General features: G+C 58.7%; 16 protein-coding genes. 9 read left to right on the forward strand and 7 right to left on the reverse strand.

The window, feature by feature from the left end; genetic code table 11:
• Together cydB and ACEN8R_RS28175 are read left to right on the forward strand one after the other, a co-directional pair.
• A complete protein-coding gene (cydB, locus tag ACEN8R_RS28170; RefSeq protein WP_018925814.1) occupies positions 1-1008 on the forward strand; it encodes a cytochrome d ubiquinol oxidase subunit II in 1008 nt (335 codons plus the stop codon).
• Positions 1009-1065: 57 nt separating this feature from the next.
• On the forward strand, positions 1066-1233 hold the full coding sequence (locus tag ACEN8R_RS28175) for a DUF2474 domain-containing protein (RefSeq protein ID WP_081625770.1): 168 nt from the start codon (positions 1066-1068) through the stop codon (positions 1231-1233).
• Positions 1234-1304: 71 nt separating this feature from the next.
• Here the strand turns inward: ACEN8R_RS28175 and ACEN8R_RS28180 are convergent, their stop codons facing one another.
• Entirely contained in the window at positions 1305-2429 is a 1125-nt protein-coding gene (locus ACEN8R_RS28180; protein WP_018925816.1) for a methyltransferase, read from the reverse strand.
• A 184-nt stretch (positions 2430-2613) separates the two neighbouring features.
• Complete coding sequence (locus tag ACEN8R_RS28185; RefSeq protein WP_495624507.1) at positions 2614-3324, reverse strand: autoinducer binding domain-containing protein; 711 nt, start codon at positions 3322-3324, stop codon at positions 2614-2616.
• Positions 3325-3614: 290 nt separating this feature from the next.
• Between ACEN8R_RS28185 and ACEN8R_RS28190 the strand changes: the two genes are divergently transcribed.
• Positions 3615-4391: a ferredoxin--NADP reductase gene (locus ACEN8R_RS28190; RefSeq protein WP_018925818.1), complete on the forward strand. Its 777-nt coding sequence runs from the start codon at positions 3615-3617 to the stop codon at positions 4389-4391.
• Positions 4392-4435: 44 nt separating this feature from the next.
• Here ACEN8R_RS28190 and mscL read toward each other — a convergent pair whose 3' ends face one another.
• Positions 4436-4849 carry a large-conductance mechanosensitive channel protein MscL gene (gene mscL, locus ACEN8R_RS28195; RefSeq protein WP_018925819.1) on the reverse strand — a complete coding sequence of 138 codons (414 nt, stop codon included), beginning with the start codon at positions 4847-4849 and terminating at the stop codon, positions 4436-4438.
• Positions 4850-5134: 285 nt separating this feature from the next.
• On the opposite strand from mscL, the gene katB reads away from it, so the two are divergent.
• From katB to radA, 3 genes are read left to right on the forward strand one after another with little or no spacing between them, the layout of a single operon-like run.
• Entirely contained in the window at positions 5135-6676 is a 1542-nt protein-coding gene (gene katB / locus ACEN8R_RS28200; protein ID WP_018925820.1) for a catalase KatB, read from the forward strand.
• Between the two features lie 57 nt (positions 6677-6733).
• The gene (locus ACEN8R_RS28205) at positions 6734-7288 is read left to right on the forward strand and encodes an ankyrin repeat domain-containing protein (RefSeq protein WP_018925821.1); all 555 of its coding nucleotides are present in this window, start codon (positions 6734-6736) and stop codon (positions 7286-7288) included.
• Between the two features lie 45 nt (positions 7289-7333).
• Entirely contained in the window at positions 7334-8701 is a 1368-nt protein-coding gene (radA, locus tag ACEN8R_RS28210; RefSeq protein WP_019581287.1) for a DNA repair protein RadA, read from the forward strand.
• 63 nt (positions 8702-8764) lie between these two features.
• Here the strand turns inward: radA and ACEN8R_RS28215 are convergent, their stop codons facing one another.
• Positions 8765-9133, reverse strand: a complete 369-nt coding sequence (locus ACEN8R_RS28215) for a PilZ domain-containing protein (RefSeq protein WP_018925823.1) — start codon at positions 9131-9133, stop codon at positions 8765-8767.
• A 160-nt stretch (positions 9134-9293) separates the two neighbouring features.
• Here ACEN8R_RS28215 and ACEN8R_RS28220 point away from each other — a divergent pair, with 160 nt between their 5' ends.
• The 3 genes from ACEN8R_RS28220 (at position 9294) to yjiA (ending at position 12666) form a co-directional block, all read left to right on the forward strand.
• Positions 9294-11360, forward strand: coding sequence for a carbon starvation CstA family protein (locus ACEN8R_RS28220; protein WP_086945914.1), 2067 nt, complete (start codon positions 9294-9296; stop codon positions 11358-11360).
• A gap of 15 nt (positions 11361-11375) precedes the next feature.
• A complete protein-coding gene (locus ACEN8R_RS28225; protein WP_007937254.1) occupies positions 11376-11573 on the forward strand; it encodes a YbdD/YjiX family protein in 198 nt (65 codons plus the stop codon).
• Between the two features lie 121 nt (positions 11574-11694).
• Entirely contained in the window at positions 11695-12666 is a 972-nt protein-coding gene (gene yjiA, locus ACEN8R_RS28230; RefSeq protein ID WP_258612701.1) for a GTPase, read from the forward strand.
• Between the two features lie 118 nt (positions 12667-12784).
• Here yjiA and ACEN8R_RS28235 read toward each other — a convergent pair whose 3' ends face one another.
• The 3 genes from ACEN8R_RS28235 to ACEN8R_RS28245 are packed head-to-tail and all read right to left on the reverse strand — an operon-like array spanning position 12785 to position 15572.
• Positions 12785-13474, reverse strand: coding sequence for a GntR family transcriptional regulator (locus ACEN8R_RS28235; protein WP_018925863.1), 690 nt, complete (start codon positions 13472-13474; stop codon positions 12785-12787).
• A gap of 26 nt (positions 13475-13500) precedes the next feature.
• Positions 13501-14205 carry a FadR/GntR family transcriptional regulator gene (locus ACEN8R_RS28240; protein ID WP_018925864.1) on the reverse strand — a complete coding sequence of 235 codons (705 nt, stop codon included), beginning with the start codon at positions 14203-14205 and terminating at the stop codon, positions 13501-13503.
• A gap of 53 nt (positions 14206-14258) precedes the next feature.
• Positions 14259-15572: a C4-dicarboxylate transporter DctA gene (locus ACEN8R_RS28245; protein WP_018925865.1), complete on the reverse strand. Its 1314-nt coding sequence runs from the start codon at positions 15570-15572 to the stop codon at positions 14259-14261.
• Positions 15573-15595: the final 23 nt, after the last annotated feature.

The following is a 15595-nucleotide window of genomic DNA, read 5'->3' on the forward strand; positions in this document are numbered from 1 at the left end:
ATGGGTATTGATCTTCCGCTGATCTGGGCCGTGATCATCATCTTCGGCATCATGATGTACGTGGTCATGGACGGCTTCGACCTGGGGATCGGGATTCTTTTTCCGTTCATCAAGGGCAAGACCGACCGTGACGTGATGATGAACACCGTCGCCCCGGTCTGGGACGGCAACGAAACCTGGTTGGTATTGGGCGGCGCGGCATTGTTCGGCGCCTTCCCGCTGGCCTATTCGGTGGTGCTCTCGGCGTTGTACCTGCCGCTGATTTTCATGCTGATCGGGCTGATTTTCCGTGGCGTGGCCTTTGAGTTTCGCTTCAAGGCCAAGGACGCCAAGCGCCACTTGTGGGACAAGGCATTCATCGGTGGTTCGATCGCCGCGACCTTCTTCCAGGGCGTGGCATTGGGTGCGTTCATCGATGGGCTGCCGGTGGTCAATCGTCAGTTTGCCGGTGGTTCACTCGACTGGCTGACGCCGTTCACGATGTTCTGTGGCGCGGCGCTGGTAGTGGCTTATGCGCTGCTCGGTTGCACCTGGCTGATCATGAAGACCGAAGGCAAGCTGCAGGAACAGATGCATGACCTGGCGCGACCATTGGCCTTCGTGTTGCTGGCGGTGATTGGCATCGTCAGCGTCTGGACGCCGTTGGCCCACGCCGAGATCGCCGCACGCTGGTTCACCCTGCCTAATCTGTTCTGGTTCCTGCCGGTGCCGATTCTGGTGCTGGTAACTCTGTACGGTCTGATTCGCGCGGTGGCTCGCAATGCGCATTACACACCATTCCTGTTGACCCTGGTGCTGATCTTCCTCGGCTACAGCGGTCTGGGTATCAGCCTGTGGCCGAACATCGTGCCGCCGTCGATCTCGATCTGGGACGCTGCCGCACCGCCGCAGAGCCAGGGCTTCATGCTGGTGGGCACGCTGTTCATCATCCCGTTCATCCTGGGTTACACCTTCTGGAGCTACTACGTGTTCCGCGGCAAGGTCACCCATGAAGACGGTTACCACTAGCCCATACGAATACGGCGCAAGGTTGATACCTGCGCCGTTGCAGAGGAGAACGCGATGATGGCTGGCAAACCTGATTTGCAGGAAATCGAAGCCGCAGAGAAAAAGCCGCTTTGGCAACGACTCGGCTGGCTGGCGTTGATCTGGGCCGGCAGCGTTGGGGCACTGTTCATCGTGGCCACGCTGATGCGCATGTTCATGAATGCCGCGGGCCTGAGCACCCACTGAAATTCCCATCCCGTTGCCTTGCGGCACGGATTTTTAACCCTCCTGCGACGGAGGGTTTTTTTTGCCTGCTTTTATTTGCGTGCCTTGAGAATCACGAACTTGGGAGTAGCGGCCACTTGTTCGACGCCGCGGAACAGCCGCGCAAGCTTGCTGTGATAGCCCAGATGACGGTTGCCGACGATGTACAGCGCGCCGCCCACCACCAGCGCTTCGCGCGCCTGCTGGAACATCCGCCAGGCCAGGAAATCGCCGACCACTTGTTGTTGGTGGAATGGCGGATTGCACAGCACCACGTCGAGGGATTGGGGTTCTTGCCCCGCCAACCCATCGCCGGCACGTACGATCACGTCACGGTCACCCAGCGCCGCGCGCCAGTTTTCAGCGGCCGATTGCACGGCCATGAATGACTCGTCCACCAATGTGTAATGGGCCTCGGGGTTTTGCAGGGCGCTGGCGATCGCCAGCACGCCGTTGCCACACCCCAGATCGGCGACCCGCGCTGTGCCGAGGTTGTTCGGCAAGTGCGGCAGAAAGGCTCGTGTGCCGATATCCAGCCCTTCGCGACAGAACACGTTGGCGTGATTGAGCAGTTCGATTGCAGGCGTGTCGAGTCGATAGCGCGTCGGGTATGGAGAGACAGCGGGGGCTTTGGCTTCGGGCGTGGCGATCAGCAGCCGAGCCTTCTTCACGGCCAGCGAGGCTTGCACCGGGCCGATGTAGCGCTCCAGCAGATCGCCCGCGGCACGTGGCAGGTGCTTGACCATCGCGGCGGCAATCACTTGAGCACCGGGAGCCAATTGACCCTGTAGCCGGATCAGTTGCTCTTCCAGCAAGGCCAGGGTTTTCGGTACCCGGATCAATACTCGGTCAAACGGCCCGACGAACGCTTCGCTGGCTGGTACGCTCGGCACCGCATCAAACGCCTGGCCATTGCGCATGAGGTTTTTTTCGAGCCCCTGAAAGGCCAGAAATGAATCGCCGCTGCTGGTCACTCGGACCTTGCCCGCAAGGCTAACGGCCAATGCGCCGAAGCTGTCGTTGAGCACCAGTACGCGAGTATCTGCCGTCGGTTGTTGCCCGGCCAGATGATTGAGCAGGTATTCGTCTGCGGCATCAAACGCTTGCAGCGGTTCGTTCTGCTGTTCTGGCTGGCGGATCAGGTCGAGTTGGGCGAAAGAAGTTTCGAGCAGAGGCATGAGGCGGAGGGCTCTGGGTAGTCAGCGGAGATAATCAGCGAGTGGCCGCCGGACGTTGTAGCGGGCGGAGCCATCCGAGCGGACTGCGTCGTGGACGCTTCACACGACATCACTCGGGATGGAGCGCAGATGGTACGTTTTTTTGGTCTGGATTACTTGCAGGGATTACCTGATTCGAACAGTTTCAGATGACGCCAGCTTTCGCTGCCCTGATCACCGCCGCGATCTTGTTATTGACGCCAAGTTTGTGGATGGCGTTCTTTATATGGAAACGCACAGTGCTTTCGCTCACGCAGAGGATGATTGCGATCTCGCAGGCCGTCTTGCCGACGGCTGAGTATTTCAGCACCTCGATTTCTCTGCATGACAAACTCGTTGTGGGCGGCTTCAGCGAGGAGGCCGGCAGGTCTTTCGCGATAATCCCGTGCAGGTGACGGTTGATAAACATCGCGTAGCCCAGATTTTTGTACAGTTCATATGCGGTAATCGGGCAATGGGTTCTGGCCACGCTCAGGATGCTGCAAAGCCCGTTCTTATCATGAACGGATTGGGACCAACCGTAGTGCAACCCCTGGTTTTTTTGCGCTTGCCACAGCCGTGGTGTTTTTGAATAGCACTCTTCTTGCCAGAGAATCGGTACTTCGGAGCCGCAGCAGTGGGCTAGTATTGGATCAACCGTATCGTAATGCTCGTTTTGATATTTCGTGTTCCATTCGCAAGGGTAATTATTCAGGATTATCTTATGGCGGTGTGTCCCTGTTGTTGGGGATGTTATTGAAAATGCACAAAAATTAAAGCCCATATTTTTAACGAGGTTAAGCGATATCTCGTACGCGGTCTCTATTTTTTGAGCGCAAGAAAGCTGTGTTAGCTGTGACTCCTTCCACACTTTCATTTGGTAACTCCATGCGGAATTTCTTGGGGGGTGCCGATTGGATCCAAGATCCGGCACGTCCCAGAGTGTAGGAGAATTCTTACAAGCATGCTGAACTATTTTGCTCTTGAAAAATCCTGTAGCTGCATAACTAGTTCTTAGCGTTGTTTTAGGGTTATACAAAATCAACACTCCGGTACTAGTTCTTTATTGCACTGCCCAAGTCTCTGCACGAATAACACTACAAACCATCGGTGTTTACGTCGTCTGCTTTGGGGGACACTGGTGTCATCTGTTGATCGGAGCGGCCCATGACTGCCAGTGTTGAAAAATTCACTCGTCAGACCTTGCTTGAGGTCCAGCCGTTGACTCCGAACCTGTTCACCCTGCGTACCACCAGGGATGTGGGCTTTCGTTTCCGAGCGGGGCAGTTCGCCCGGCTGGGTGTCACCAAGACAGACGGCAGCACGGTATGGCGGGCTTATTCCATGGTCTCTTCGCCCTATGACGAGTTCCTCGAGTTCTTCTCTATTGTTGTGCCGGGAGGGGAATTCACCAGTGAGCTGAGTCGGCTGGAAGCTGGCGATACGCTGCTGGTCGACCGTCAGGCCTTCGGTTATCTGACGCTGGATCGCTTCGTCGATGGCCGTGATCTCTGGTTGTTATCCACAGGCACGGGCGTGGCGCCGTTTCTGTCGATCCTGCAGGACTTCGAAGTTTGGGAGAAATTCGAACGAATCATCCTGGTCTACAGCGTGCGCGAAGCGCGGGAGCTGGCGTACCAGGCATTGATTGCGGAGCTGGCGCAGCGTGACTACCTGGCCGAGTACGCGCACAAACTGCAATTCATTCCCACCGTCACCCGCGAACAGCATCCGGGTGCCTTGAACGGGCGGATCACCAGCCTCATCGAGAATGGCGAACTGGAACAGACGGCCGGTGTAGCGCTGACAGCCGAGCATTCGCGGGTGATGCTCTGCGGTAACCCACAGATGATCGATGAGACGCGTAAGCTGCTGAAACAACGGGACATGCACTTGAGCCTCAGTCGCCGACCTGGCCAAGTGGCGGTGGAAACCTACTGGTAAACAAACGGCGCCCCGAAGGCGCCGTTTCTCTGGGTAATCAGCGATCAGGGCCGATTGTTCTGAGCCTTGAGCAGATCGCGGATCTCGCTCAGCAATTCTTCTTCCTTGGTCGGAACCGGCGGCAGGGTTGGCGCAACGGCCTCTTCGCGCTTCAGGCGGTTGATGGCCTTGACGCCCATGAAGATCGCGAAGGCGACAATGATGAAGTCGATCATGCTCTGGATGAACTTGCCATACGCCAGCACCACTGCCGGGACATTACCGTTAGCGGCCTTGAGCGTGATGGCCAGATCACTGAAGTCCACCCCACCGATCAGCAAGCCGATTGGCGGCATCACCACGTCGCCGACAAATGACGTAACGATTTTGCCGAAGGCAGCGCCGATGATGATACCGACGGCCATGTCGACCACATTACCTTTGACCGCGAAGGCCTTGAACTCACTTATCACGCCCATAGGTTATTTCCTTGTTACAGATGAGGTTGGTGAACGCAGTGTAAATCAGCAAAGCGCCCCTTGCTTGAAACGCCTTCTTACAATGCCCGTGTCTATCGACACAACTTCCGGTTATTAGTTTACAAAAATCCACTCTTCGCGCGCGTCTACCCGCTCTAGACCGGGCTTTCCAGAACCTTTTCGCTATCGGCCCGGTACGGGATTTCTATTTATGTTTTGGCCTTTGGGTCACTAGCCTCTGTGGTGCGCACCAGGATGCGCTTAATAAAACCAGAGGAAACTTCCATGACAACTCCCCTTGGCCTCGGGGCTTTTCCCCTCCGTCGTACCTTCGGCGTTCTGAGCGTCAGCCTGCTGTCCTTCTCCATCAACGCTGCGACGTTGACCCGTGATAATGGTGCTGCTGTCGGCGACAACCAGAACTCGCAAACCGCCGGCGCGACCGGGCCGGTGCTGTTGCAAGACGTACAGTTGATTCAGAAGCTCCAGCGTTTCGACCGTGAACGCATTCCTGAGCGTGTGGTGCATGCCCGTGGCACTGGCGCCCATGGCACGTTCACCGTGACTGACGACCTCAGTGACTTGACCAAGGCCAAGGTATTCGCCGGCGGCCAGAGCACGCCAGTATTTGTGCGTTTCTCCGCAGTGGTCCATGGCAACCACTCCCCGGAAACCCTGCGTGACCCGCGGGGGTTCGCCACCAAGTTCTACACCGCCGACGGTAACTGGGACCTGGTCGGCAACAATTTCCCGACCTTCTTCATTCGGGACGCCATCAAGTTTCCGGACATGGTCCATGCCTTCAAGCCGGACCCGCGCACCAATCTTGACGATGACTCCCGTCGTTTCGATTTCTTCTCTCATGTTCCGGAAGCCACTCGCACCTTGACCGAGTTGTATTCCAACTCCGGCACCCCGGCCAGTTATCGGGAGATGGACGGCAACAGTGTGCATGCCTACAAGTTGGTTAACGCCCAGGGCGAAGTTCACTATGTAAAGTTTCACTGGAAAAGTTTGCAGGGAATAAAAAATCTCACTCCTAAAGAAGTCGCCAATGTTCAAGGTCAAGATTACAGTCATATGACCAACGACTTGGTTGCTCATATTAACAAGGGGGACTTTCCGAAGTGGGACTTGTACGTCCAGGTTCTAAATCCTCAAGATTTGTCCAAGTTTGATTTCGATCCATTGGACGCCACCAAGATCTGGCCCGGTGTTCCTGAGCGAAAAGTTGGACAGATGGTATTGAACCGTAATCCGGCGAATGTATTCCAGGAAACCGAACAAGTGGCGATGGCACCGGCCAACTTGGTTCCGGGTATCGAGCCTTCGGAAGATCGCTTATTGCAGGGGCGAGTGTTCTCGTATGCCGATACCCAACTGTATCGCCTGGGGGCCAATGCACTGCAGTTGCCGATCAACGCACCGAAAGTCGCCGTGAACAACGGTAATCAGGATGGTGCGATGAACATCGGCGCCAGCAGCACGGGGGTGAATTACCAGCCGAGCCGTCTGCTGTCCCGTGAGGAGCCGCAAACCGCGCGTTACAGCCAGTCGACCCTGTCGGGCAGCACGCAGCAGGCGAAGATTCAACGTGAGCAGAACTTCAAGCAGGCCGGTGATCTGTATCGCTCGTTCAACCAGAAGGAACGTCAGGACCTGATCGACAGCTTCGGCGGCTCCCTGGCCACCACCGATGACGAGAGCAAGCACATCATCCTGTCCTTCCTGTACAAGGCCGACCCGGAATACGGGACAGGCGTAACCAAAGTGGCCAAGGGTGATCTGGCCCGGGTCAAGGCGTTGGCGGCCAAACTGGTCGACTGATCTATCTGCCTGAAGCGGGGCCTCGTACGAGGTCCCGTCTGACCAAGGAGTCCCGCCATGCGTGTTTATCTGTCTGTGTTTCTGGCGTGCGTGTCGTTCGGTGTATTCGCCGGTCCTGACGCGCAAGTCTCGAAGGACCCCGAGGCGCTGAAAGCGCAATTACAGGATTACTATTTCGATGCCGCCCGAAGGGGGGATGTGCCGATGCTCGAGACTTTCATCGAGGCCGGCTATTCCCTCGACACCCGCGACAGCAAGGGTTACACCGCGTTGATACTGGCCGCCTATCACGGTCAGGGGGCTGCCGTGGAGCGCTTGTTGGCGGCCGGGGCGGACGCCTGCGCTCAGGACCAACGCGGCAATACCGCGCTGATGGGCGCGATTTTCAAAGGCGAAGTGCAGATCGCTCGAACCCTGCTGGCCGCCAATTGCAGCCCCGACCAACGCAACGGCGCCGGGCAGACTGCCGCAATGTATGCCGGGTTGTTCAAGCGCGTCGAGTTGCTCGACGCACTCAAGGCCAAAGGGGCGGACCTGAACGCCGAGGATCCGTTGGGCAACAGTGCCGCGCGTCTGGCCAGCGGTGAAATCCGCACGGCGGCGCCGCGCTGATCCGCGTCAGCTGAGCTATCATCGCGGTTTTTGCCGGGAGTTCAGATGGCCAAGGCCAAGCGCATGTACGGCTGCACCGAGTGTGGCTCAACCTTCCCCAAGTGGGCCGGCCAGTGCGGCGAATGCGGAGCCTGGAACACGCTGACCGAAACCATGGTGGAGAGTGGCGGCGCCGCGGCCCCCAGCGGTCGCACCGGTTGGACCGGCCAGCAGGCACAGATCAAGACCCTGGCCGAAGTCAGCGTCGAAGAAATTCCGCGTTTTTCCACGGCGTCCAGTGAGCTCGATCGAGTTTTGGGTGGCGGCCTGGTGGATGGCTCGGTGGTGTTGATCGGTGGTGACCCCGGCATCGGCAAGTCGACGATTCTGTTGCAAACCTTGTGCAACCTCGCCAAGAGCATGCCGGCGCTGTATGTCACCGGCGAAGAGTCCCAGCAACAAGTGGCCATGCGTGCCCGGCGGCTGGGCTTGCCTCAGGATCAACTGCGGGTGATGACTGAAACCTGTATTGAAACCATCATTGCCACCGCCCGGCAGGAAAAGCCCAAGGTGATGGTGATCGACTCGATTCAGACGATCTTCACCGAGCAACTGCAGTCGGCACCGGGGGGCGTCTCCCAGGTGCGCGAAAGTGCGGCATTGCTGGTGCGTTACGCCAAGCAAAGCGGCACGGCGATTTTCCTCGTGGGCCATGTCACTAAAGAAGGTGCGCTGGCCGGCCCCCGAGTGCTGGAGCACATGGTCGACACCGTTCTGTATTTCGAAGGCGAATCCGATGGGCGCCTGCGTTTGCTGCGGGCGGTGAAAAACCGGTTCGGCGCGGTGAATGAACTGGGCGTGTTCGGCATGACCGACAAAGGACTGAAAGAAGTCTCCAACCCTTCGGCGATTTTCCTGACACGCGCTCAGGAAGAAGTCCCGGGCAGTGTGGTCATGGCCACGTGGGAAGGCACCCGGCCGATGCTGGTGGAAGTCCAGGCGCTGGTAGATGACAGCCACCTGGCCAACCCGCGCCGGGTGACGCTCGGTCTGGATCAGAATCGCCTGGCCATGTTGTTGGCGGTTTTGCACCGCCACGGCGGCATCCCGACCCACGATCAGGACGTGTTCCTCAACGTGGTCGGCGGTGTGAAGGTCCTGGAAACCGCTTCTGATCTGGCGCTGATGGCGGCGGTCATGTCCAGTTTGCGCAACCGGCCGCTGCCGCACGATCTGCTGGTGTTTGGCGAAGTCGGGTTGTCGGGTGAAGTACGCCCGGTACCGAGTGGCCAGGAGCGCTTGAAAGAGGCGGCCAAGCACGGCTTCAAACGCGCCATCGTACCCAAGGGCAACGCGCCGAAAGAGCCGCCGCCGGGGTTGCAGATTATCGCCGTGACGCGCCTGGAACAGGCCCTCGACGCACTGTTCGAATAAACCGTAAACGGGACACAAACCCTGTGGGAGCGAGCAGGCTCCCACAATGGAAGGGGGAGGCCTTCAGGCTTCGATCAGGGCACCCAATTCGCGCTCTAGTTCCCGGGGATCGCCCAGGTTGAACTCAATCAACCGCCGCAGGCGCTCGATGGATTCCAGGCTGATGTGTTTGCAGACGAACCCGAGCTGGTCATGGTCATCGTGGGTCAGTTGCACATCCATCTTGATGGCGAGGTCATCGTTGAGATGAATATCGACCAGGAAATGCCATTCCCGATTACCCAGCCATGGCTCGGGCTTCTCGACCAGCAGTCCCTTGAGCGACAGGTCAATCAGCCGCACCGGCCAGGTGAATTCCCCTTGGCTCAGCTCGGTTCGGGCATCGAACGCAATACGTCTGAAGCGGCGGCGATCGGCAGGTTGTTCGCTCATGGCGCAATCCTCGTAAAGGTTCGCTGACTATAGACCTGCATTGCCGGAGGCTGCCAGCACAGTGATGGCTCTAGACTGATGTCGAACTATGGTCTTTGCCGCCAGTAGCGCTAAACTCGAGATGGCTGTCTTTCTTGTCCACTCTGGCTGGAATCATAAAATGAAAAATAATAATAGCCCGCTACGCCACTTACCCTGGCTGCTGCTGGCAGTCGTAGGAGCGTGCGCCCTGGGCGTAGTGGCATTGCGTCGAGGCGAGGCGATCAACGCCTTGTGGATCGTTGTCGCAGCCGTCGCTATCTATCTTGTCGCATACCGCTACTACAGCCTGTTCATCGCTAACAATGTGATGCAACTCGATTCGCGTCGGGCTACACCTGCCGTAATCAACAATGACGGTCTGGATTATGTGCCGACCAACAAACACATTCTTTTCGGCCACCACTTCGCGGCCATCGCCGGCGCGGGGCCGCTGGTCGGTCCGGTGTTGGCGGCGCAGATGGGCTACCTGCCCGGTACGCTGTGGCTGATTGCCGGCGTGGTGCTGGCCGGTGCGGTTCAGGACTTCATGGTCCTGTTCATGTCCACCCGCCGCAACGGTCGCTCCCTGGGCGACATGGTTCGTGAAGAAATGGGCCGCATCCCCGGGACCATCGCGCTGTTTGGCTGCTTCCTGATCATGATCATCATCCTCGCGGTGCTGGCGCTGATCGTGGTCAAGGCCCTGGCCGAGAGCCCGTGGGGCATTTTCACGGTGATGGCGACCATCCCGATCGCGATGTTCATGGGCGTCTACATGCGCTACATCCGCCCGGGCCGTATCGGTGAAATCTCGGTGATCGGCGTGGCGTTGCTGCTGGGTTCGATCTGGCTGGGCGGGCAGATCGCCGCTGACCCGGTGTGGGCCAAGGCGTTCAGCTTTACCGGGGTCCAGATCACCTGGATGCTGATCGGCTACGGTTTCGTGGCAGCCGTGTTGCCGGTGTGGCTGATTCTGGCGCCGCGTGATTACCTGTCCACGTTCCTGAAGATCGGCACCATCGTTGCGCTGGCGATCGGCATTCTGATCACCATGCCCGTGCTGAAAATGCCGGCATTGACCCAGTTCATTGACGGCACCGGGCCGGTGTGGAAGGGCGGGCTGTTCCCGTTCCTGTTCATCACCATTGCCTGTGGCGCAGTGTCGGGTTTCCATGCGCTGATTGCTTCCGGCACCACGCCGAAGCTGCTGGATAACGAAGTCAACGCTCGCTACATCGGTTACGGCGGCATGTTGATGGAATCCTTCGTGGCGATCATGGCGATGGTGGCCGCTTCGGTGATCGAACCGGGCGTGTACTTCGCCATGAACAGCCCGGCCGCGGTTGTCGGCGGTGATGTGGTGGCGGTAGCGACAGCGGTCAGCAATTGGGGCTTTGCCATCACGCCGGAAGCGTTGCAGGCGGTGGCCAAGGACATCGGTGAAACCACCGTCCTGGCCCGTGCCGGCGGTGCGCCGACCCTGGCGGTCGGTATCGCGCAGATCCTGCACAGCGTGCTGCCGGGCGAAAACACCATGGCGTTCTGGTACCACTTCGCGATCCTGTTCGAAGCACTGTTCATCCTGACCGCGGTCGACGCCGGTACCCGTGCCGGACGTTTCATGCTGCAGGATTTGCTCGGCTCCTTTGTACCGGCGCTGAGACGCACCGAATCCTGGACCGCCAACCTGATCGCCACCGCCGGTTGCGTGGCGATGTGGGGCTACCTGCTGTACCAAGGCGTGATCGATCCGCTGGGTGGCATCAACACCTTGTGGCCATTGTTCGGTATCTCCAACCAGATGCTGGCCGGTATCGCGCTGATGCTGGCAACCGTTGTGCTGATCAAAATGAAACGCCAACGCTATATCTGGGTCACCATGCTGCCAGCCGTTTGGTTGCTGATCTGCACCACCACTGCAGGCTTCATCAAGCTGTTCGACGCCAACCCGGCGATCGGCTTCCTGTCGCTGGCCAAGAAGTACAGCGATGCCCTGGCCAACGGTCAGATCCTCGCTCCGGCCAAGAGCATCGAGCAGATGCAGCACGTGATCTACAACGCCTACACCAACGCAACGCTGACCGCGCTGTTCCTGTTCGTGGTGTTCAGCATCCTGTTCTATGCGCTCAAGGTCGGTATTGCCGCCTGGGGCACCAAAGAACGCACGGATAAAGAATCGCCATTCCAGGCTCTGCCGGATGCGTAACCTGAGGATTGCAGCATGTTCAATGACCTGAGTCGCCTCGGTAAATACCTCGGTCAGGCCGCGCGCCTGATGGTCGGCATGCCCGACTACGACAACTACGTCGAGCATATGCAAACCAAACACCCGGACAAACCGGTGATGAGTTACGAGGCGTTCTTTCGGGAGCGCCAAGAGGCTCGCTACGGCGGCAAGGGTGGACCGAAGTGCTGTTGATGTACGCGGTTTAGGTAACACACCACTGTAGGAGCAGGGCTTGTCGGCGAAGGCGATCTTCAAGATGCTTTCGCCGGCAAACTTGGCTCCTACAGTTTTTTTGCGTCCGGGAGATCTTATTTTGTTAGCGCCAATCCCTGTCACGATCCTCAGCGGCTTTCTCGGCGCTGGCAAAACCACCTTGTTGCGCCACCTGCTCAAAGCCGAGCACGGCCTGAAAATCGCCGTGATCGAAAACGAGTTCAGTGACGCCGGCATCGACACCCAACTGTTGGGCGACGAGCCAGTGCAAGTGATGACGCTGTCCAACGGCTGCGTCTGCTGCACCATCCACACCGATTTGACCAAAGCGCTGTACCTGCTACTGGAGCGCCTGGACAGTGGCGAAATCGCCTTTGACCGCCTGGTGATCGAATGCACCGGTCTGGCCGACCCGGCCCCGGTGGCACAAACCTTTTTTATCGATGAAGAGCTGCGCGAGCGCTACATCCTCGACGGCATCATCACCCTGGTGGACGCGGCTCATGCCGAACTGCACCTGACCCAGACCATTGCCCAGGCGCAGATCGGTTTTGCCGACCGCTTGCTGGTGAGCAAGCGCGATCTGGTGGATGAGCCGAGCTTCACTGCCCTCAGCGAACGCCTGACCCGGATCAACCGTCGCGCGCCGATTCGTGTGGTCGACCACGGCAAGATTGATCTGGCCGAATTGCTCGATGTGCGTGGCTTCAACCTCAATGCCGACCTCGGTGGTGGCGTGAGTTTGCGCCCGGTGAGCAAGGCGCCCTCCATCGATCGCATTTCCAGCCTGGTGCTGCGTACCGACAAACCGCTGGATATCGACAAGCTCAGCGAGTTCATGAACGAACTGCTGGAAGACCATGGCAAGCAATTGCTGCGCTACAAAGGCGTTTTGAACATTCTTGGTGAGCCGCGGCGCATGGTGTTCCAGGGCGTGCTGAAACTGTACGGCTTCGATTGGGATACCGAGTGGGCGGACGATGACACACGCGAAAGCGTGATCGTGTTTATTGCCGATGAGTTGCCGGAGGAGAAGATTCGCGAGGGGTTTGCGCGGGTTGCGGCGCAGTAAGCCCCGACATTTTCAGCGGGCCCGATGCCGTCGTCGCAAGCAGGTCGAATCGTCGCACCGTCGCTCCCACAAGGGGATGCATTTCCAGTGTGGGATCGATCCTGCTCGCGATGGCAATCTACCCGGCAACACGATTCTGGCTGAGTACTGATCCGGAGTGCAGCAGTACCTCCTCAAGATGATCCAGATGCCGGTGCATCAACATTTCGGCCATCACCACATTCCCACGTTCCACCGCATCGACAATCCCCATGTGCTCCTGCCATCCGCAATAATCACCGGTCTGAGCGTCATACTGCGCAATCGCCAATGAAGTCAGCGGCACCAGACTGCCAAGAAAATGCGCCAGCGGCGCATTTCCCGCCATTTCGGCCAGTTGTAAGTGAAACTCCCCCGATAACCGGATCGCTGGACCACGCTCCTTGCATTGGCGTTCGCTTTCGATCAAGGCTCGCAGGCGCTTCAGGTTTTGCGCACGAGGTTGCTGGCAGGCAAGTTTCACTAGCGTGACTTCGGTCAGACGGCGAGCATGTAGCGTCTGACGGGTCTGTTCGGCATCGGGATCGGCGACCCGGGGGCGATGATTGGTCCGCAGGATGATGATCTGCTGATGGGACAGCTGCGTCAGTACTCCACGAATGTCACTGCGCCTGGCACCGAACATCTGCGCCAGGCTTTCTTCGGTAAAGCGACTGGCCGCATTGATACGCTGTTCGAGAATGGCGTCGAAGATTCGCGAATAGAGATCATCCACCGGCGGGCGAAAGGGCAGGGCAACAAGAGTTTGTGGTGAGGCGAAGCTGTTCATGGCCTGTCTCCAGTTCGAAGAGGGGGTCAACTGCCGAGGTGGTCGTCCGGGATATTCAATTCGATGCCCATCCGTTGACCTTCCCGAAGGATGTGCCGACGCATTTCGGCGCTGGCCTGGGCGCTGTTTTTGCTGCGTATCGCTCGTACCATGGCTTCGCTTTCTTCAAGGCGCTCAGCCAAGTGCTCCGGAGAATTGCGCAGCACGTCGGCGCTTTGCTTGAGGGCATTGCTGGTCTGCTGCACCACGCTCTGGAAAATCGGGTTCGAGGTCAGGGTGAACAACTCTTCGTGGAACGCGATGTAGGCGTTCACACCGGCCTCGCTGTCATTGGCTTCCAGGGCTTCGCGCATGTCCATCAGGGTCAGGCGCAGTTGCCCGACTTCCTTGCTGCTGATGGACTGCGCCACCAGGCCGACGATGAACGGTTCGAGGGTGTAGCGCAGTTGCAGCACGTCTTCCAGGCTGGCCCCGGCGACCGCGCTGTCGTGGCTTTGACTGTCACTGAGATTGGCCTCCAGCACCACCACGCCTTTGCCCGGCATCGAGCGCACCAGCCCGAGGGTTTCCAGCACGATCACCGCTTCGCGCAGGCTTGGGCGGCTGATGCCCAGTTGTTCGGCCAGTTCACGCTGGCCCGGCAGCATGTCGCCGGAACGCCACTGACCGCGAGCCAGCGCGGCCCGAAGTTTTTCTACCACTGAATTTACGACGGTTGACGAGGTAATCACTGTTCGCTCCAAATCGCGATAAATGTGCCTGCCCGTGGGCAGGCACACGCTGTTTAAAATTCCTGCTGATGTGCCGGGACCACCGGTTTTCTCGGCTGGAAGGTATAACCCACCTGGCCGGACAGCACTTTGTTTGCCCGTTGGATATCGATGTCCTTTTCCCAGCGAGCAATGGCCACCGTGGCGACGCAGTTACCAATCAGATTGGTCAGCGCCCGACCGATGCCCATGAACCAGTCCACCGCCAGCACCAGCACCAGGCCCACCACCGGAATTGCCGGGATCGCCGTCAGGGTGGCGGCGAGAATCACCAGCGCCGAGCCGGGAATCCCGTGGGCGCCTTTGGAGGTGATCAGCGACACCAGCAGAATCGTCAGCAGGTCAGTCATGGCCAGCGGCGTGCCGGTGGCATTGGCGATGAACACGATGGCCAGGGTCAGGTAGATCGAAAAACCGTCAAGGTTGAATGAGTACCCGGTCGGAATCACCAGGCCGACCGTGGAGCTGCCGATGCCCAGATGCTCAAGCTTGCGCATGATTTGTGGCAGCACGGCGTCGGAAGAAGCGGTGCCCATGACGATCAGCAGTTCTTCACGCAGGTACTTGAGCAGTGGCCACATCCGCAGGCCCGAGAGGCGCATCACCAGGCCGAGAATCAGCGCCACGAATGCCGCGCAGGTCAGGTAAAACAGGCCGACCAGGCTGCCCAGGTGTTGCAGCGAGTCCAGGCCATATTTGCTGGTAGTGAAGGCGATGGCGCCGAAGACGCCGATCGGCGCCAGGCGCACGATCATGCCCATGATGCGGAAGATTACATGGCTCAGCTCGTTGATCAGCCGGGAAATACCCGACGCCGCTTCACCCACCAGATTCAGCGCGCTGCCGAACAGCACCGAAAACAGCAGGACTTGCAGGATGTTGTTGTCGGCGAAGGCGCCGATCACCGAGGTCGGAATCAGGTCCATCAGGAACTGCGTGGTGGTGTGCATGTGCTGACCGCGCTGGGCGATGTCGCCCATGTCGGCGGCGGAGAGCTGCTCCAGATGAATGTTCGCGCCGCTGCCGATGCCGGTTGTGAAGGCGAACACCAGGCCGATCACCAGGGCGATGGTGGTCAGTATTTCGAAGTAGATGACCGATTTGAGGCCGATGCGTCCGACCTTCTTCAGGTCACCGGCACCGCTGATGCCGCTAACCACCACGCAAAACACGATCAGGCCAATAAGCATCTTGATCAGTTTGATGAAGCCGTCGCCAAGGGGTTTGAGTTGGGCGGAGTATTCGGGAAGGGTCAGCCCGCAGACGATGCCGAGCACCAGTCCGAGAACCACTTGAAGGAAGATTGAACGCGAGCACCATCTGAGCATGGGAGGAATCCTGGTCGGTGTCC

It is taken from the genome of Pseudomonas sp. Pseusp15, from assembly GCF_059492165.1.